This is a genomic window from Paenibacillus pinihumi DSM 23905 = JCM 16419 (assembly GCF_000422505.1).
Taxonomy (GTDB): Bacteria; Bacillota; Bacilli; order Paenibacillales; family Paenibacillaceae; genus Paenibacillus_D; species Paenibacillus_D pinihumi.
The window spans coordinates 314,781-332,591 of the sequence record NZ_KE383865.1 but is presented as its reverse complement, the minus strand read 5'-3'; the positions used below and the strand labels follow the sequence as shown (position 1 = coordinate 332,591).

General features: G+C 46.7%; 25 protein-coding genes. All 25 read right to left on the bottom strand.

Annotation, left to right across the window (positions count from 1 at the left end):
* Positions 1-106: 106 nt before the first annotated feature.
* The gene (locus H583_RS33865; protein WP_051236819.1) at positions 107-2,050 is read right to left on the bottom strand and encodes a 3'-5' exonuclease; all 1,944 of its coding nucleotides are present in this window, start codon (positions 2,048-2,050) and stop codon (positions 107-109) included.
* 300 nt (positions 2,051-2,350) lie between these two features.
* Positions 2,351-2,785 carry a hypothetical protein gene (locus tag H583_RS0121760; RefSeq protein WP_028562316.1) on the bottom strand — a complete coding sequence of 145 codons (435 nt, stop codon included), beginning with the start codon at positions 2,783-2,785 and terminating at the stop codon, positions 2,351-2,353.
* A gap of 211 nt (positions 2,786-2,996) precedes the next feature.
* Complete coding sequence (locus tag H583_RS0121755; RefSeq protein ID WP_028562315.1) at positions 2,997-3,791, bottom strand: response regulator transcription factor; 795 nt, start codon at positions 3,789-3,791, stop codon at positions 2,997-2,999.
* Positions 3,784-5,478 (bottom strand): sensor histidine kinase, encoded by a 1,695-nt coding sequence (locus H583_RS0121750; protein ID WP_028562314.1) that lies wholly within the window; start codon positions 5,476-5,478, stop codon positions 3,784-3,786. Before H583_RS0121750 ends, H583_RS0121755 begins: the two co-directional genes overlap by 8 nt.
* A gap of 115 nt (positions 5,479-5,593) precedes the next feature.
* On the bottom strand, positions 5,594-7,249 hold the full coding sequence (locus H583_RS0121745) for an ABC transporter permease (protein WP_028562313.1): 1,656 nt from the start codon (positions 7,247-7,249) through the stop codon (positions 5,594-5,596).
* Positions 7,246-8,352, bottom strand: coding sequence for an ABC transporter ATP-binding protein (locus tag H583_RS0121740; protein WP_028562312.1), 1,107 nt, complete (start codon positions 8,350-8,352; stop codon positions 7,246-7,248). Before H583_RS0121740 ends, H583_RS0121745 begins: the two co-directional genes overlap by 4 nt.
* Positions 8,353-8,397: 45 nt before the next feature.
* Positions 8,398-9,435 (bottom strand): ABC transporter substrate-binding protein, encoded by a 1,038-nt coding sequence (locus tag H583_RS0121735; RefSeq protein WP_028562311.1) that lies wholly within the window; start codon positions 9,433-9,435, stop codon positions 8,398-8,400.
* Between the two features lie 565 nt (positions 9,436-10,000).
* On the bottom strand, positions 10,001-10,264 hold the full coding sequence (locus H583_RS0121730; RefSeq protein WP_028562310.1) for a hypothetical protein: 264 nt from the start codon (positions 10,262-10,264) through the stop codon (positions 10,001-10,003).
* Entirely contained in the window at positions 10,261-10,866 is a 606-nt protein-coding gene (locus H583_RS33860; RefSeq protein WP_051236817.1) for a sigma-70 family RNA polymerase sigma factor, read from the bottom strand. Before H583_RS33860 ends, H583_RS0121730 begins: the two co-directional genes overlap by 4 nt.
* 110 nt (positions 10,867-10,976) lie before the next feature.
* Positions 10,977-11,492: a hypothetical protein gene (locus H583_RS0121720; protein WP_028562309.1), complete on the bottom strand. Its 516-nt coding sequence runs from the start codon at positions 11,490-11,492 to the stop codon at positions 10,977-10,979.
* A 269-nt stretch (positions 11,493-11,761) separates the two neighbouring features.
* Positions 11,762-11,971, bottom strand: coding sequence for a hypothetical protein (locus tag H583_RS0121710; protein WP_028562308.1), 210 nt, complete (start codon positions 11,969-11,971; stop codon positions 11,762-11,764).
* 89 nt (positions 11,972-12,060) lie between these two features.
* Entirely contained in the window at positions 12,061-12,459 is a 399-nt protein-coding gene (locus H583_RS0121705) for a hypothetical protein (protein WP_028562307.1), read from the bottom strand.
* 590 nt (positions 12,460-13,049) lie between these two features.
* Complete coding sequence (locus H583_RS0121695; RefSeq protein WP_028562305.1) at positions 13,050-13,373, bottom strand: BC1872 family protein; 324 nt, start codon at positions 13,371-13,373, stop codon at positions 13,050-13,052.
* Positions 13,366-13,548, bottom strand: a complete 183-nt coding sequence (locus H583_RS0121690) for a hypothetical protein (RefSeq protein WP_028562304.1) — start codon at positions 13,546-13,548, stop codon at positions 13,366-13,368. Before H583_RS0121690 ends, H583_RS0121695 begins: the two co-directional genes overlap by 8 nt.
* Entirely contained in the window at positions 13,545-13,856 is a 312-nt protein-coding gene (locus H583_RS0121685) for a hypothetical protein (RefSeq protein WP_028562303.1), read from the bottom strand. Before H583_RS0121685 ends, H583_RS0121690 begins: the two co-directional genes overlap by 4 nt.
* Positions 13,853-14,275: a YopX family protein gene (locus H583_RS0121680; protein ID WP_028562302.1), complete on the bottom strand. Its 423-nt coding sequence runs from the start codon at positions 14,273-14,275 to the stop codon at positions 13,853-13,855. The genes H583_RS0121685 and H583_RS0121680 overlap by 4 nt, the downstream gene beginning before the upstream one ends.
* Complete coding sequence (locus tag H583_RS0121675; protein WP_028562301.1) at positions 14,272-14,637, bottom strand: hypothetical protein; 366 nt, start codon at positions 14,635-14,637, stop codon at positions 14,272-14,274. Before H583_RS0121675 ends, H583_RS0121680 begins: the two co-directional genes overlap by 4 nt.
* Entirely contained in the window at positions 14,634-14,915 is a 282-nt protein-coding gene (locus tag H583_RS0121670) for a hypothetical protein (RefSeq protein WP_054704528.1), read from the bottom strand. The genes H583_RS0121675 and H583_RS0121670 overlap by 4 nt, the downstream gene beginning before the upstream one ends.
* The gene (locus tag H583_RS0121665) at positions 14,902-15,255 is read right to left on the bottom strand and encodes a hypothetical protein (protein ID WP_028562299.1); all 354 of its coding nucleotides are present in this window, start codon (positions 15,253-15,255) and stop codon (positions 14,902-14,904) included. The genes H583_RS0121670 and H583_RS0121665 overlap by 14 nt, the downstream gene beginning before the upstream one ends.
* A 17-nt stretch (positions 15,256-15,272) precedes the next feature.
* Positions 15,273-15,515 carry a hypothetical protein gene (locus tag H583_RS0121660; RefSeq protein ID WP_036710458.1) on the bottom strand — a complete coding sequence of 81 codons (243 nt, stop codon included), beginning with the start codon at positions 15,513-15,515 and terminating at the stop codon, positions 15,273-15,275.
* Complete coding sequence (locus H583_RS37650; RefSeq protein ID WP_245585963.1) at positions 15,512-16,165, bottom strand: hypothetical protein; 654 nt, start codon at positions 16,163-16,165, stop codon at positions 15,512-15,514. Before H583_RS37650 ends, H583_RS0121660 begins: the two co-directional genes overlap by 4 nt.
* Positions 16,162-16,713: a hypothetical protein gene (locus tag H583_RS33850; RefSeq protein ID WP_051236816.1), complete on the bottom strand. Its 552-nt coding sequence runs from the start codon at positions 16,711-16,713 to the stop codon at positions 16,162-16,164. The genes H583_RS37650 and H583_RS33850 overlap by 4 nt, the downstream gene beginning before the upstream one ends.
* 144 nt (positions 16,714-16,857) lie before the next feature.
* A complete protein-coding gene (locus H583_RS0121640) occupies positions 16,858-17,100 on the bottom strand; it encodes a hypothetical protein (RefSeq protein WP_028562296.1) in 243 nt (80 codons plus the stop codon).
* On the bottom strand, positions 17,087-17,401 hold the full coding sequence (locus tag H583_RS0121635) for a hypothetical protein (RefSeq protein WP_028562295.1): 315 nt from the start codon (positions 17,399-17,401) through the stop codon (positions 17,087-17,089). Before H583_RS0121635 ends, H583_RS0121640 begins: the two co-directional genes overlap by 14 nt.
* Before the next feature lie 22 nt (positions 17,402-17,423).
* On the bottom strand, positions 17,424-17,789 hold the full coding sequence (locus H583_RS0121630) for a hypothetical protein (protein ID WP_028562294.1): 366 nt from the start codon (positions 17,787-17,789) through the stop codon (positions 17,424-17,426).
* Positions 17,790-17,811 lie beyond the last annotated feature (22 nt).

The following is a 17,811-nucleotide window of genomic DNA, read 5'->3' as shown; positions in this document are numbered from 1 at the left end:
TGTTAAGGCCGTTATGTGAACTGAATATGAATTGCGATTTTGTAGTGGAGGGTCGGGAATAAAAAAATCGCCTTCCCTTGGGGGATGGCGATGGATGGTGAGTAACTTATGAACCTCGGCTTGCTTCTCTTTTGTCATGCCCCTGTTCTGCTTCAATTACTGTATCTGACTTTTCCTGCAACCATACTGCAAATCCTTGCGGTTTGCTGTAGCTTAAGAATAGCCAGTACATGGCACGGGTCATTGCGATATAAAAGCGGGAGACTTCCTGCTCTACGTTTTCTTCCAATGAAAAAGGCATACTCTCAACATTGACAATAAATACAGCCTTAAAATCCAAACCCTTGGAACTGTCAACAGTGGATATTTTCACAGTTGCCTGATCCCTGTCATAGGATCGTTTGGTAGCATTGCTTTCAGCGAACCAGTTGAATGGAATTCCGTTTTTGTTCAACTCTTTTTTTAGCTGATCAATATAGGAATAAGAATAACGGTTTTTAACCCGATACAATATCGCGATATCAGAAAAAGCCACCTTATGCTCTTGATTCAATTTGAGGATATTTTCCGATACCCAGGCCGCTTCCTCTTCAAACCCCCTACAAACTTGAATGACAGGCTCTGGCCCTTTGCGTTTGGTACTTTGGGGCGGGATGATTTCTACCCCCTCCACCGTTGTTCCTTCTTTGACCCGGTCACGCAAATTTGAATGGGTGCGGTAAAAATCCCAGGCAAAGTTCACAATTTGTGCAGTATTGCGATAGTTAATGCTTAAAATTTTGGAGCGCCCGCGAAAATCAAGTCCGGTGCTAGCTGCCAGGCTCGTTTTTCGTTTGAAAATGTTCTGTGCTTTATCCTCAACCAGTAACAGGGACTGGGTATCCGGATTTAGCACTTTGCTCAATAACTCCAACCAATTCGGCTCAAAATCCTGACCTTCATCAATCAGAATGGCATCGTACTTCGGCAGGATGGCTTCTTTTTGATCAATCTTCTGCAGTAATGCATCAATCGCATCATCTTTAACTCGCATCGTATGCCAAAGCCACTCATGAAACGTAGCCGTTTCGATATTGTGCTTTTTAAGCCTATCAGCGTCCTCCTGCTCACCGTGGATTTGAACAAAATCAAACAGGTCCTCGGGCTCCTCCATCATTTTGTCAATCATGCTCCGCAGCACACAAGATAAAGATATGCCATAACAGAGAACAAGGATTTTCCAATCCGGATGATCTTTGGCAAGCATACGGGCACGGGCAGATAAAATAAGTGTTTTTCCACTTCCTGCTACACCACGGATGAGCCGGTTTTTGTCGCCAAGCTGGCGGGCAAGTGCCTCTTGATGCAGGTCCATGGCTTGTAAATTATGTAAGGACAACAGCAATTGATCATTGTAATAGACAGGTTCCTTGAATTCTGCGCTTATACGTACTTCCGGAAATAAATGATAACGAATCGCCTTAATATCTGAATCCGAGAGAAGCTGATTGTTATAGAAAGGCACTGTAAACATTCCAAGCAGGCGTTCAATCAGCACATTATTAGAAAAAGTATCATTGTCTGCATCAATGTCGTCACGCGTTAACATGAACTGCGGCTCGATGACACGATGCAATTCATGCTTGACGATATGCATCTCCTTTAAGCGAGTAAATACAACCCCATAACCAAAGCGGAATTTGAGATGACCATGATAGGCACCTGTCTGCAGCAAGTTTTTATCTTTTTTCAGTTTATCTGAAATACGAAAAGCGTTGTCCCGAGCTTGATGCAGCGGGTTCTTGACCGTATTTAATTCACCCTTTGTATTATATATGCGCCATTCATTTGGATACAGCTCATACAGTGTGCTTTCGGTATAATCCTTTATTTCAAGTACGAGCATCCCCATGTCTGGGCCAATCACGACATAATCCGGCTTGCGACCACCGATTTCCGGCTCATAGTAGACAATATAATCATCAGGCAAATGGTCTTTAAGCGTATTAAAAAATAGCCGCTCACCAGCAGTACATTTTTTGGGAAGTGTTTCAGGGATCATATATGCCATAGAAATTTAATCACTCCGTGAACTACGGTTCCGTTGCTTCGATCCGGTGCTTCCGGAATCCGGATAATGTATGCGAGGAAAACAATGTATATAGACCTATGTCTTAAGATCTACTCCTCACTTTCTACCATTGTACTACCTATAGGGAAATATAGGAATATTAAGCTGAGAAAATTTTCCGTTTTTTCATCATAATATGAGCAAAATCGACAAAATTTTGAATTCAGGAATGTTTGAAACTCAAAAATGACAAATAAAAAAACGGCATTTCTGCCGTTTCAGAGTTTGCACATCTTTGTTTTATTTCTCCTGAGACACCGGAACAACCCGATAACTTCCCTCGCCCAGCTCAACGATTTTCCAGCCGTAAGACAGAACCGACTCCAGACGGTTGCGCTCTTCTTCAGTAAGCGAAGCCTTCACGCCCGAATCGCCTTCCTCGCGGGAAAATTCGGCTTGCTTGCCCAGCGTTATCCGAATCCATGAATTGATGCCGCCTACCGTATTGTACTTGATCTGGTAGCCTTCCAGAATCGCACGCTCTACAAGCTCCGGTTCATTTGCAGCCAATTGCGCAAGGATCTGATAATCAAAATGAAATTCGGATTCATCCTGCGGGAGTTCGCCTGACTTGATGTTGTTCAGCATTTCTTCATTACTAAGGCCTGTAGCCCGAAGCCCTTCAATCAGCAGCGCATCCCATTGGGACAAGCGGACTTTTTCTTGTATGGTCATCTGTATACTTCCTCTCTATGTAAACTCTCCACGCTATCTCTCTATTCTACCATCCATTTTCCGTTCTTATCAGCCCTTGCCTGTAAAAATAATTAAAATATGCGGTTAACACAATCAGCCCGCCCGAATCAGCAGAAACAAAAGGCCTCTCATCCCTTCCGTCCTCTCCTGATTCAAGCGGGCGCCTATCCCAATTGCATATCTCGTCCGCTTATGTCCCGTCCGCACCCCGCCCGAACGTCTCCTGATAATAGCTGGGCGTGCAACCTGCGTATTTTTTAAAGATGGAAATAAAATATTTATAGTCCTTAAACCCCACATCGGCGGCAATGGCATACACCTTCTCCTCGCCATGCTGCAACAGCTCCATCGCCTTCTGAATGCGGTAACGGTTCAAAAAGTCATTAAACGTGTACGTCGTTTCACTTTTAAACTTCTGATTCAAATAAGTGGCGCTGACCCCAAGCTTGTCCACCAGATCCTTGATGCTGATTTTCTCCGGGTAATGCTCTTGCACATATTGAATCATCTTCGCCACATAGCGGGATGACTTGCCGGGCAGCCTTACAACTGACACTTTCAGCGATTCTCCGCTCCCGGCTCCTGTCGTCAGCATCGCCGCATAGTGGCGCTTCATCTCCACCTGGCTTTTGGCACGATTCAAGGCGGCAAGTAGCTGATCCTGCTCCAGCGGCTTCAGCAAATATTCGGTAACTCCAAGCCGGATCGCATCCTTCGCAAGCCTGAATTCATCGTAGCCCGATAAGATAATATAGCTGCAAGCCGCCTCACCCACGCTGCGCTCAATCATGGTGATCCCGTCCATTAGCGGCATATTGACGTCCACAATGACGATATCCGGAGCGAGAGCATGAATCTGCTTCAGCCCCTCCTCTCCATTCTCGGCCTCTCCCACAACGACACAGCCGGCCCCCACCCAGTCAAAGGTAAAGCGAAGCCCTCTGCGTATCATTTCTTCATCTTCCACCAGCAGCACCTTAAACATCCGCTTCCTCCTTCCGGTAAGGCAGCACAAAGGTTACTGTCGTGCCCTCTCCCTCAATGCTGTCAATTCCGATTCCGTAACGCTCTCCGTACATCAGCACGAGCCTTCGATGCAGGTTATGCAGGCCAATATGCGGGGCACGATTATCCTGTGATTGCATGATGGCCCTTACTTCCTCCAGCCGCTCCTTACTCATTCCGCCGCCGTCATCCTGGACCTCAATAATCAGATCCTCATCTTTCACGTAGCCCACCACCGTAATGGCAACGGATTGGCGCTGACGGTATCCGTACTTAATGGCATTTTCAATGACCGGCTGCAGCATCAGCCTTGGAACAAGCGCAGCCTTGGCCGTTTCTCCGACATTTTCCAGATAATGAAGCCTGTCCTTGAATCTCACCTGCTGCAGCTTCATATAGCCTGCGATATATTCCAGATCGGTGCCAAGCAGAACCTGGTCCCTGTCGTTGCTTATGCTGTAGCGCAAATGTCTGGATAAGGTCAGCACAATATCCTGGGCGAGCTTGTCGTCTACAACGATCGCATATCTAAGCGTTTCCAGCACGTTAAAAATAAAATGCGGGTGAAACTGGGACTGCAAATGCTTCACCTCGATAACCCGCCGCAGGTCGGAAAGCTCCTCGTTTTTTGCTACCAGCTCATTGAGCCGCCGCAGCATCAAATTGTACTGATTGGCAAGCGTCTCAAATTCATCCCCGGTGCCAATAAAGACGTAAGAATCCATATTTCCGGACTGCAGTTCCCTCACTGCATAGGTCAGCTTGTCAATAGCCCGAGACTGCCTGGTAGAGATAATACGGGCAGAGTATTGAATGAGAAGCCACAGCAGCACACTTGCAAGGAGGAAAAATACAGCCAGCGACGCATAAGCATCATAATTCCACTGCGCAGCGCTTAACGTATAGATGTACCATTTCGATGTTGGGGCAAACGTTTCCTTGCTGTAATACTTTCCTTTATCAATGGTGACATAGCCCTTCGAATCGGCAGCCAGGCTGTATTTGTTCATCAGCCCCCGCGCCAGATTGCTCGTCGTGGCGATAATCGTATGATAAGGGTCCGTGACGACAGCAATTTCGTTATTTTGCACAAAAATCAGCTTCTGGAGATCCTCCTCATACAGCTGATAGGTTAGATAGCCGATGACTCCGCTCCCGCTGCGGATTTCTGCAGCAAATGTATAGGCCGTATAACGGTCGTGGGAAAAACGGATATGATTCGTTTCCGCAAGCTCAGGCAAGCCTTGTCTGGTCATTCTCCGGACAATAGCCTGCATCGCCAGGTCTGATTCATCCGAGCTGTAGTTGGCGGAAGAAGCCAGCATCGTTCCGTCCGTGCCCAGGATGTGCATAATGCTCTTCACCCGCTGACGGTTGTTAAAATCATAAAACCGTTCAAACATTTCGGGACCGCCCTGCCTTGATCCCGCATACGAAATAACGGCATCCGACGACGCTGCTTCGCGTACCTCCCTGAGATAAGAGGTATATACCTCCTCCATGGCCATTTTGATCTTGCTGCCCGCATCTGCTGTCTGGCTGACCAGGATCAGCCGCGAATTGACCATCATAAAGACCAGAAATAAAACAAACAAAATCGATATGGGCACCAGGGTGTGAAGCAAGAACAACCGCCGCAACGAATCTTTGAAACTCCTTTTCGCCATTCCGCCCTCCCTCCCATCCGTCCTATTATGCCCTGTAAATCGCAATTGCGATAGCCCTTTCCTGCTCCAAATGGACAAAAGGCCGGAGCCCGCCAAAAGCGGGTCCGGTCCGGACTTACATCGTTACTTCTTTTTTACCTGAAAGCTTGAAGAACAGCAATAGCGAGATGACAGTAATGACCGTCAACAGTGTGGACAACGCTGCTGCTACGCCGTAATTGCCGCGCACGACCTCTGTATATACGGCAACGGTCATCGTACGGGTATTGCCGGTATACAGAATAATCGAGGTGCTCAATTCCGTTATGATGCTGATCCAGCTAATAATTGCACCGGCAAATACGCCGGATATCATCATCGGAACCGTAATCTTGAAGAACGTCCGCATAGTGGAGGTTCCCAGACTGATCGCCGCTTCCTCAATGCTGTCGTTCACCTGATGGAGCACGGCGGCACTGGAGCGGATCGTATACGGCAGGCGCCGGATTACAAATGCCGCAATCAGAATGACGGCCGTCCCGCTCATCACCAGTGGCGGCTTATTAAACGTCACCAGCAGGGCGATACCCAGAATGGAGCCTGGCACGATATAAGGCAGCATCGTGAAGGTATCCAGCAGATTGGCCACTGCTCCCTTGCGCTTTACCGTCACATAAGCAATCAGCACGGCTGCCAGCGTAATGATGATAATAGTAATGCCAGCCATCATAAACGTATTGAAGATCGCATCGCCTACCTTGGAGAAGGCGGCCCGGTAGCTGTCCAAAGAATAGCCGTCAACGAAGATCTTGCCTGATGTCTTCTGGAAGGACGTATATGCCACATAGACTTGCGGCATCATCGCTAAAATGGTGAACAGATAGACATAGGCGTGGGCTGCAACATTGGCGATACCTTTCAGCTTCTTCGGCTCAATCGGATTGAGCGCGCTCATGCTGTATGACTTGCGGTTCGCAACGAATTTTTGCAGCAGGAATACGGCGGTGGCGAACAGAACGACAATAACGCTTATCGCGGCAGCAAAGCCGTTATCTCCGCCAACTTCACTAATAAACTCGTTAAAGATCAGAACAGGAACGGTACGGAAGCCCTCGCCAATCAGCATCGGTGTACCGAAGTCCGCGAATGCCCGCATAAAAACCAGCAAGCCTCCTGCCAGAATCGTCGGCATAATAAGCGGGACGAGTATTTTCCACATTTTCTTCAGTCCCGTGCAGTTCATGCTCTCCGCAGCTTCCATTAAGGAGTTGTCGACATTTTTCAGTGCTCCCGATACATACATGAAGATCAGCGGCGACAATTGCAATGTCAGCACAAGCAAAATGCCGGTGAACCCGTAAATATCCGGCATTTGTACGCCGAACACGTTCGAGACGAATTTGGTAATGACACCGCTTCTGCCCAGCAGTAGTATCCACGCATACGCTCCGATAAACGGGGCGGACATCGACGAGATCAAAATCAGAATGCGCACCGTCGCGCTGCCTTTTATTTTGGCTATCGTCATAATATAAGCCAGCGGCCCCGCTACTACAATGGACAACAGGGTGACGGATACGGTTACCTTTATACTGTTCCAGACTGCGTTCATATAATAGGCTTTGCTGAAAAATTTATAAAAGTAGGCCAGTGAAAAATCCCCGGTCGTCCCATCAAAAAAGCTTTTGATAAGCAGCATGAACAAAGGCAGTGCAAGGAAAATCAAATACCCGGCAAAAATTAAAAACGTAATCAGCGACCAAATGTCCCACCGTCTCTTGCCGCCAATCATAAGCCACTCCCCCGGTTCAAGTTGCGCTCCCCGGATGCGTCATATACATTAATCGTTTCTCTGACTACAGCCAGACGAACGTTCTGTCCGATTTCTACAACTCCATTTGAAGCCGACTGCTGGATCATTTCAACCTCTTCTCCATTTTCCAGCTTGATGATCACATGGGTATTCAAGCCAAGGAAGACGTAATTCATCACCTTGCCTGCAATTCCCTTGCCATCCTCCGACAGCACAAATTCTTCCGGACGGATGGACAGCTTGACCTTCATCGGTTGCTTGGAACCCATGAGCGGCTGCAGCTTCGGGATTGGAAGTGAATAGTCTTTGGTGAGGCAAATCTCGGCCTCTCCGTTTGCTCCTGCTGCAAGTTCTGCTTCTATCACGTTTGTCCGCCCGATGAAGGTCGCAACAAACAGATTGGCAGGGCGCTGATAAATATCTCTTGGCGTTCCAATCTGCTGAATCACCCCGGATTTCATAACCGCAATCCGGTCGGATACAGCCATGGCCTCTTCCTGGTCATGCGTGACATAAACTGTCGTAATGCCAACTTCGCGCTGAATGGACTTGATCGCATTGCGCATATCCACGCGCAGCTTCGCGTCCAGGTTGGAGAGCGGCTCATCCATCAGCAACACGTCCGGATTGATAACGATCGCTCTTGCCAAGGCTACACGCTGCTGCTGTCCGCCTGACAGGTTCTTGGGCATTCTGTCTTTATATACGCTGATCTGTACCGTATCGAGCATTTCACTGACTCTGCGCTGCTGTTCCGCCTTGCTTACCTGGCGGTTTTGCAATCCGAACGCAACGTTTTCGCTTACGTTCATATGCGGGAATATCGCATAGTTTTGAAACACCATCCCGATATTCCGTTTCCCCGGAGGGACATTATTCATTACTTTCTCATTAAACGTGAGAGCCCCGCCCTCAATGCTGTTAAAGCCTGCAACCATCCGCAGCAGCGTCGTTTTCCCGCAGCCCGAAGGGCCAAGAAGGGTGAAAAACTCACCCTTCTTGATGTCCAGAGACAGCTCGGGAATAACCGTCGTATCGCCATATTTTTTCACAATGTCCTTGAAGGATATCGCTACGCTCATGTTATTGAACCCGCTTTCGATTAATTTCTCGTCATGCTTTTTAAGTTACTTTGCAATTTTCGTAAACAAATCTGTGTATTTCGTAACAATGGCTGCCTTGTTCTGGGCTACGTATACAACGTCCTCATCAATGACTTTAATCTTATCGATTGGTGTCATGTTGTCCCCGATTACAGCATCTGCGCGCAGCGGACGGTTCGTCGTTTCACGTCCAAGTGCGTCTTGTCCCTCTTTGGAAGTGAGGAAATCGATGAACTTTTTCGCGTTTTCCTGGTTTTTGGAGCCTTTAACGACTCCGGCAACCGCATCGAGGAATACAGCACCCTCCTTCGGATACACAACCTTAACCGGCGCGCCGTCCTTCACATAGCTGACAGCCGGATCTTCATAAGTCAAGGCCACCACATATTCGCCATCCGCTACACTTTTATGCGCTTTGCTGGAGCCGCCGGCAATTTTACCATCCAGATTCTCAAGCAGCTTCCCTACATAGTCCCAGCCCTTCTCGGAAGAATAGTCTCCGCCCATCGCTTTAAGCATATTGGTCAATTGGGCAAAGGCAGAGCTGGAGTTGGCCGGGTCAGCCATCGCGATTTTGCCTTTCAGTTCCGGCTTAAGCAGGTCCTCATAACCGTTGATCTCGATATTGCCAGCCAGATTTGTATTGACGAGCAGCACGCTGCCGTCCGATACGTAAGGTGTCATGATGCCTGTTGTATTGCGGTGCCCTTCAAGCATGTCTTTGTCGTTGGAGGATACATATTTCTCGAACAGATCCGCATTGTCATGGAACAGCGCGAATGCGCCCCCGAACATCACATCTGCATATGGATTCGCTTTTTCGGACTGGATACGCTTGATCAATTCGCCGCTTCCTGCGGATACCAGCTCAACGGAGATGCCTGTCTGTTTCTCAAATGCCGGGACAAGCGCATTCAGCATCTCTTCACTGTTAGGCGTGTATACCACCAGCTTTTTGGATTCACCGCCTGCTTCGCTGCCTTTCGAATTGCCTCCCCCACACGCTCCAAGGATTGCTGTCATTATTGTTAGAATAATTAACACAACCGACCACTTCTTCATTTCTCTTCACCCCTTGATTGAATGTAATTTCATTTTAGCTAGAATGTATCCGCTTTAAAATCCTATTATTCGACAGAATCATCTAAAATTCAAAACAAAAATCTTTGAAATGTTATTATATATAACATTTGGAAAGCGTTTTCTGTTCTTCCTCTTTTAATGTGTCGAGCATTTTTCGCATTGATTTAATGATGACTGCCTGATCCACGGTAATTGATTCGTGTGAATTATAGATTTGCGTGCCTTCACAGGATAACCTGCTTCATCCTTTAAAATCCCTGAATGGATGGTATTACAGAGCGGTTATGTACACATTTCGTATTTTTTAAAAAAATTCGATAAAATTGTTGACACTATTTTCTTATTTATGATATGATCTTTCTTGTGAGGAAACGAGATACTCCTTGGTGAGTGGATTCCTTTACCGTTGAATTTAATACTCGGGGCCATAGCTCAGCTGGGAGTCGGGATAAGTCAAAAACACTACCATATAAAGTGTTGGTTGTGAGCCTCAACAAAAAGTTTCCTATAAAAGAAACAAAGCCCATCAACTGATGGGCTTTTCTTATTTAAATGAGTCTAAATACTCTGCTGTAAGAGTTTGAATAATCTTTTTGTCAATAATGTTTCCTTTATCTTTATCAAGTCCGAAATTCAGCGTCACCCAAGTTTTGTGCTTATCATTAAATCTCCTCATTGATGTTACTTCTCCTGATTCATCAACCGTGCAGCTATAAAGTCTCCCGTTGATTTCTATTTCGATTGTGTTTGTGTTTGTTACATTCTCTTTAGCGCCCACCTCTTGCACCCCATTATTCGCTATAATCAAAACATAGTCCCCTGCCATCCCTTACTAACCTTTTCATGAGCCCGCTGCACGTACTTGTCAACCGTCCCTTTTTGCAACACCAACATCCGAGCTATTTCTGAATGACTATATCCATGTCCGTATGAGAGCACATAACATTTCCGTTCTTGTTCGCTCAGAATCTGGAGAACGTCCCTTAGCCGGTCCCGCTCATGTTCGGTCAATGTCGTGCTGCTCCGGGAATTGTACTGATTGCTGAAGTTAGCCATTATGCTTGGGTCCATTAGAATTGTGTTTTGATAAACGGCCCGCCGATCAATCCCTCGCCGCGTTCCCGGCTGACGGCCTGTATGGAGCCATTCGATTGCATAGTTGACGTCCGATATCATTCCTTTGATGACGTCGATCTCGTCAAATATCTCAGCGTGTTCCACCTGTAAATCCTTATATCTGGGCCTGTTCGGTTTTTCCTTTAATTCCTCCATGGACATTGCCGCCGCCGCTTCGACCTTCTGCTCCAGTTGCTTCCTATATGCCTGGAGCCCCTTTAACGTCTCTCGGTACGCCTTTTTAAGCTGTCGCAGGTCCGTTAAGAATCCTTTCTCGTCCACTGTATATTCCACTCTATATCCCCCTTCCGGGAGACTCCCCGAAGGGAGTCGATTATCTTAACAACCAGATCAGTCCAGACCAGAATGTAATGCAGAATCCCACGACCAGTATCCGCGGCCAATTAAAACGGAAGTTCGTCTTCATGTATGCCCTCTCCTTCGCTACCGTCATCTTCGAACGGCAACTCTTCCTCCACTCCAGCCATTGGATCGCCGTCAACCTCGTCTAAGGTCATTTGGTTTTCGTCGACATCCACGGTACCGTCCTGATTTATTTTCCCTTTCAGGCCTTCTCGGTACTTTTCTTGGCGTTCCTCGAATTCTTCTGGTTCTACATCTGACAGTTCAATTGACAATTCAATGTCAGTGCCCGCCAGCTTGTAAAACTCATATGAATGTTTGTTCGATGCACCACCATTTATGACAAAATCCAGAACTGTTTTCTTGGCATCTTGGGACTTCTTTATAAAGTGAGCTGTGAGTGAATCAAGACCGTTTACACTTACCTCTACAATCTCCCGGACTAGGTTATTAAGCGCTTGTGAATTCTCATCCTCGCCCTTTACATAGAACTGAACAAGTTCCTTCTTGGAGTCGCGAACCTGTTTATTAAAATGAGCTTTGATAGTAATAGACATTGAATATTGCCCCTCTCGAATTGGATAATTTTTATAGTATAAGAACACTCGTTTGGTCAAATGGGTGCAGCTGTCCGCCAGATCGCCAGCGACGTCTGTTTTTTTGGATTATTTGAAGCGGCTACTTACAGGACATTTAGGATTACGATAGCAATGATTGAGATACAACATACTGCTGTTAGATTCTTAGTTAGTGTTGGATTCTTATCGCTTTCGGCAATTAGACCGATCAAGGATATTGCCGCGATTATTGATAGAAATAAAGTCATCTATTTGACCTCCTTCACTTTTCGATCAGCCGAAACCAAATCTAATGGCTTGCAATGCTCGAGATGGTACTTGCTTCCGTTGTCACAAATGGCCTTTTTCCCTTTCATAAGAGTGGGGAAACCTTCCCAAGTTGCCACATGGAGGATGTCTCCAGACTTAGCATCTGTCTCCCACCCGTCAGGGATGTCTTTTATCACTACGAACTTCATGTGTTTTCACCCCTATATATAATTATCTAAAAGTTGGATAGAATCACACGGACAGCAAAAATTCTGTTGAATTCTTCTGTCAAGAATTTCTACTTTAATCGCTCCAAATTCCCGTTCTTCTCTTGTCTCAAAGCAATATGGCTGCGGCCCTGCTGGTAGAAAGCATAGATACCTTTTTCATTCCCTTCATAGAGCCATAAAACAGGTTTTCCCGGCATGTGAATCTCGCAATCCTCTATGAAGCTGACTACCTTACATTCTCCTGTTGCGCTGAACGAGAAGGCCTCGACGTTAGAATCAGGCGTTTCTTTTGATATCCCTATCCGGCGTTCGGAATCATCGTAGAACAAATAGTAATTCTTCTTTCCATCGTGGTTGAGAATCTTTTTGAACCCGCTGGATAAGTACATCCTTCCATCTACGCCTATGGTTACGCTGATGCCCTTATCTCTTCCATTACGCTTACTTACAGGTTTGAATTTTCCCATAGTGCCCCTCCTTGTAATGTGTTCATTTATTTAACCGTTGGAAATTTCCACTTCGCACACTTGGAAGATATTTTTTTCTATGCGCTAAGCCTATTCGGTCGCTTCGGTGGAACCCTTCTCAACCCCACATGCGACAGCATATGACCAGTATGAGGGGCATGCCGCAGTGTTCGGCGTCATCCTAACCTCGCCAAGAGTTTCTGATGTACATTGCTTGCTGTCGCTGCGCCTGGTCGGATGCCACATGTTCCAGTAGCACTCCTTGCATTCGCAGTTTCCATCCCACGAAGGGTCCTGCGTTTCAATGATTTGCCGGAAGACTCGCTCGAAGTCACTCTCGGCAGTCTCATCTGGTTTGTTATTCATTGGTTACCTCCTCTATGCAATAGCAATCATAAGTCTCCCGAATACCGAACTCTCCGCTACCCCCGCATAGGATGAAGTCTGGATCTGGGGTCATGACCTCGCTTTTTACCATTCGATTTTTGCAAATACCAGAATCAAAGCCGTCCAAAACGATCTGAATATGATCATCTCCGTTATGATTACTGCCACTAAGCCAGATATGAATACGACAGGAACAAGGTATCTCATAGACCTAACACCGCCAATAGAGAAGCTTTACAGATAGCTTCAGGGGCTGTTTTAGCCTGCACTGTACAATCATTTCCAGGCATGAATGGTCTGGCTACCCATACGCCGAAGCTGGTAGGATATACCCCAATTTGAGGACCGTCCATTACAATTGGGTGTTGAAGCACTTCCCAGGCTGCAGCTATGTCTTCTGCTGGGTACCACTCGTCCATAATCACCATTCCCGGCTCAAATCCTATCACATGTACAGCAACCGCTATACTCAACTCTTGTCCCGACATCCCCAGTACTTGCTCCCGGGTAAGCTCTTGTTTATTCATTGGGGTTCCTCCGATCCTCTATCAATTGATTTACCGCATTGACAACCTCATTTTGCTTGTCGATCAAAATGTTAATAGCCTCAGCGAGTTTCCGAACATCGCCTCTTGTATCATGAAAGAATCCGGTATTATCGGGTTTTCGCAATTTTATTTGAAGGCGTGCTATTTTCCTCATTGGGGTTCCTCCAGACCTGCTAATTCGCTCATTTTAAACTCTGCATTATCGAATACCCATTCAGGATCTCCGCTGTCTCGCAACGCTTGAGCAAAACCAACACTATATTTGACCATAGCCAGCTTATACTCCAGTATCTTCTTGGTTACTTCTTCAGGAGATTCCTTAACCCTAACTTCCCATCCGTCTGATCGATTGAATGAGTCATAAAGGTATGAACCACCACTCCCATCCGTTTCTATCAACGCTATTTTTGCTGGATCAATCATCATTGGTACATTTACTCCGTTGAATGTCAGTTTAATCATTGTCCGCCCTCCAGTAGCTCAGGATTGTCAGGCAAAGCTACGACAGCCGAATGTTGCAAGTTCCATCCAGCGTCCCCTTGCTTGATGGTATACCCAGACATTTTTTCATCATAGAAAACTGTCCCTTCTGCCCACTGTTCTTTATCTGAGAACCTTCCAAGAATCAAGTTCGTGAATTTCACTCGCATGCCGGAATACAGTTCAACCCCGTTATCATCCGTCCGGCCGATGTACTGCCCTACTGTTTCGGGGTCGACCTCATTCCAAACAGTTGCATATAAATCTGTGTTCTCACCGTCATAGCAATCCGTTTCAAAATCAGAAATGATATATGATTTCCCATCCTTCTCCAAGAACCACCCATATACCAACTCTCCATTGTCTTTGCATTTGCCTCTATATGGCATCGGCTTGCTCATGCTCTACCATCCTCCCCTGAACTGTTTGCATGCTCTCTTAGAGCCTTTATAGCTGCTATACATACTGCGTGAGGGGCTGAGTCTGAATCTTCCGATGTCTTTATGTCCCCTTTTGAAAATCCTGCTCCGAACGTTTCACTCTTCATAAGGAGTACCAAGTTCCAGCCTCGGCGACGCATCTCCTCTACTACGTACTGCATGCCGATCCAAGTTGTGGAGTACGGCTCCGGTATCCATTTGCCATTCTTGCCATCGTACCGGTATCTATAGCGATATTTGCCGTTGAAGCCTTTGTCTGTTCGCCCAAATACAACTTCATCGATTAATTCATCCATTTCTACTCCCGGCTGCATATCTGTCATTCTCCTTTCCCTCCCTGCTCGGTTACTCGGCTGTATAACTCAATCAAATGACGAGCTTCTATTGTTGGATCAGTATCATGATTCCCTTGGCAGAACAAATCTTCATCAGCATAAATTGATAGCCCTCCCAGTAGTTCCTCAATAACATTGAATAGCCGCTTGTTCTCTTCCTTTAGGCGCTCAAGCTCCGCGTCACGGGATTCAATCTCATCCAGCAAAAATGTCGGTACTGGCAACCTTTTTTCACACAGAATCTTTTTTATCTCATTCATTCGCATGCTCTGTTACCTCCCTGTTTGGGCTCAATAGGATGCAAATTACCCTTGCAGTCCATACCTTTGGCAATCTGTTCGCGTATTGCGCCCCCTGTGTCTCCCCTGAAGCCTTGATAATCGGATAAATGTCCGCAAGCCTCGCTATCCATGCGCGGGCCTGCTCGTTATCTACAGGCCATTCAAACCCACCAGTTAAATAGTGCCATTGATTGCATCCTGGGCATGCCCACTGTCCAGATCCATTAGCGTAGTAGCCGCACTTGACACATTTCCAGTCAGGTCCTTTGCGAAGCTTCAACTCGTGATGCAGCCGGGCAGTTGGTACATTGGTTAAATCAATCATGGTTATTGCTCCTCTCCCTAACAATCTTGATATCGTTTTGCGGCCCATTCGGTAGCTTCAATTAGTAAAAATTGAAGACTGTGGTTACTGGACTCGTAAATCGGCGCATACTTCGCCTGCTTGAATACATCATGATCATTCGCACACACATCAAGTTCATACAACTGGATACACCAGTCCTCATTGACTGTGTATAGGCTTAATTGGTGCAGCCCCCTCAAATTTGCAATCAACTCTTCAATGCTCATTAATGCTTTCATACTGCCCTCTCTCCCTTGATAGATGGTAGGTATCCAAGCTCTCGGGCAAGCTGCCGGATTGCTTCCATGTCCTCTTCCGGATATCCCCAGTGCCTGCAATACAGGCCGCCGTAACCATTGTTGTGATTCGCTTCATCGTCTCCATAGATAAAATCCTTGAAGTCATTGACCAGGCCCCACATGGTTCCACCGCTGCTGAACGCACGCTTTTGATCTCTCGTTTTTCCACAAGCTTTCGGCTCCATTATCATAGGGATTCCGGTATAGTGGTCTGTCAGCCAGAGCCGCCCTCCGGCCCAATGAAAAGCAATGTACCGATCATGTTTGGGCGAGTAAAGGTCCCTATGGCTCCTGCTGCCGATTTCACGAATGAGCCGGTTCGCCTTCTCAATCCGTTCTTCAAGCCAGGGCATACCCGGTGGAAGCAGCTCACCTTTTTTCGGTGTTGACTGCCCAACCTTCCGGCACCTGATTAATTTGAGAAAATCCATGTATGTTGTGTCACAGCAGTAGTCCGAATAGTTCAGGTATTCATTATATTTGGCTTTTCCCGCAGTCGCTGCCGTTCTATTGACACGATAGTTGGGATCATCTGCGTAACTGATTTCATAGACATTCATTTTGATTGGTTCTTCAGCTATTGCTTTCATAGTGCCTCCTTATCCCCCATACGCTTTAGGGCGCGAATTTCTCCCATTGCATCATAGTATTTTTGGCGGTAATTATGCTTTTCACGTCTCTCCCGCTCAAGCGTGCGATTAGCACGATTTACGTAATCGGGATCTGCACTCTTGAGAAGCTTGCTGACATCCCTGGACAGTGACCGAATCATAGAGTCTTTTAGCACTTGCTCATCCTCGCCAAGCTGCTGCCTCTTGGGACGCTTTACAAGCGTTGCCCCGCAGTACACGCCGATGTGAGACGGAATCTCCTGCTGCACCTCCTCGTAAAGCTCCCTCGGCATGACGTAGTAGTTATAGTGGCCAATGAAGGTGTTGTGCGCCTTGCTCCTAAAATCAGCCTTGGAAACCTTAATCTCGTAGCAGCGCCATGTCCCTTTGGTGTCATAGGTCATGTAATCGACCCGCTCTTTGCCGTACCAGCCGATAGTCACTTCAAAGCATCCGAATACGCCGAGTTTAGATGTTTCCCCAAAAATCTGCCGCTCAAGCTGCAATGTCAGCTCAGTCTTCGCCATGACTTCCCTCCTTAATGCTTAATGAACAACGAATCTCGGATATGATCACACTTGGTACAGACGTAATAGATACTGTCACCACTAAGATTTTGAAACATACTCAACTTTTTATGCGGCTGGTGATCATGCTTGCAAACTAATCTCTTAAGCCAATTCATGCTCTGCCTCCTTGTCCCGCAGGTATGACCGCACAACGCCCATGTTCGCGTCAGCCACGCTTAAATGATTACCTTCGTGCCTGTCGTATACCAACAACAGGCGCCGTCCCTTGCGGGCTCTTAGGACTTCATAATCCCCTTTCGCCGGCTGCAAATCCCATCCGTCCTGTTCAAGCCAACGCTTAAACCCATCCAGCTTGCTGCGATGCAGCGTATTACGATTTGCCATGAGCAGCCTCCTTGTCCGTTTGAACAGGGGATTTTCCCTCGTCCAATTCTCCGTATTCAATCTTCAGGTCCATATCATAATGTTCGCATATCGCCCGAATCCCCAGCGCGATATAATATTGCTTCTGCTCCGCCGCCTTACAATCGTTCGCTTTCTCGATGCAATTACAAATTTTATCTACAAACTCTCTTTCCTTGGCGTTTGCCACTTCCCGTGTCAATTTCGCAATATCGTACTTATCCGCCTTCTCCTTGATGCTCTGGAAACTGGTATAGTCAATCGTTACTGTAGCGTTTTTCATTGATCTGCCTCCTTATCAGGGGTTACTCCCCGACCTCTTCGTATTGATCCAATTCTTTGTTGACCAATTCAAGACGCCTTTTCAACATCTCTCGCTCTGCAATCAAGCCATCATAATGATCAGCGCCTTCCCATTTTTCGAGGTAGTCAACCAAAGCTGCTATGCGCGGTTTATCTGTATTGAGGAAGTAACTATCAACTACATCTTTGATGTCTCTTGCTACTTGCAGTGCGCTCCCTGAGAAATTACCATCCCGGTCTAAATAGATCAGAAATGACCTTCTCAGTTCTTTTGGCGCGTCATCCCTTAATTGGAATACATACCGCGCCTGTTCTTGCGCCTCACCCAAGTAGTATCTACCAACTGTCCGGTATAAAAGTTTATTCATTTTAATCTCTCCTTTTAATTTG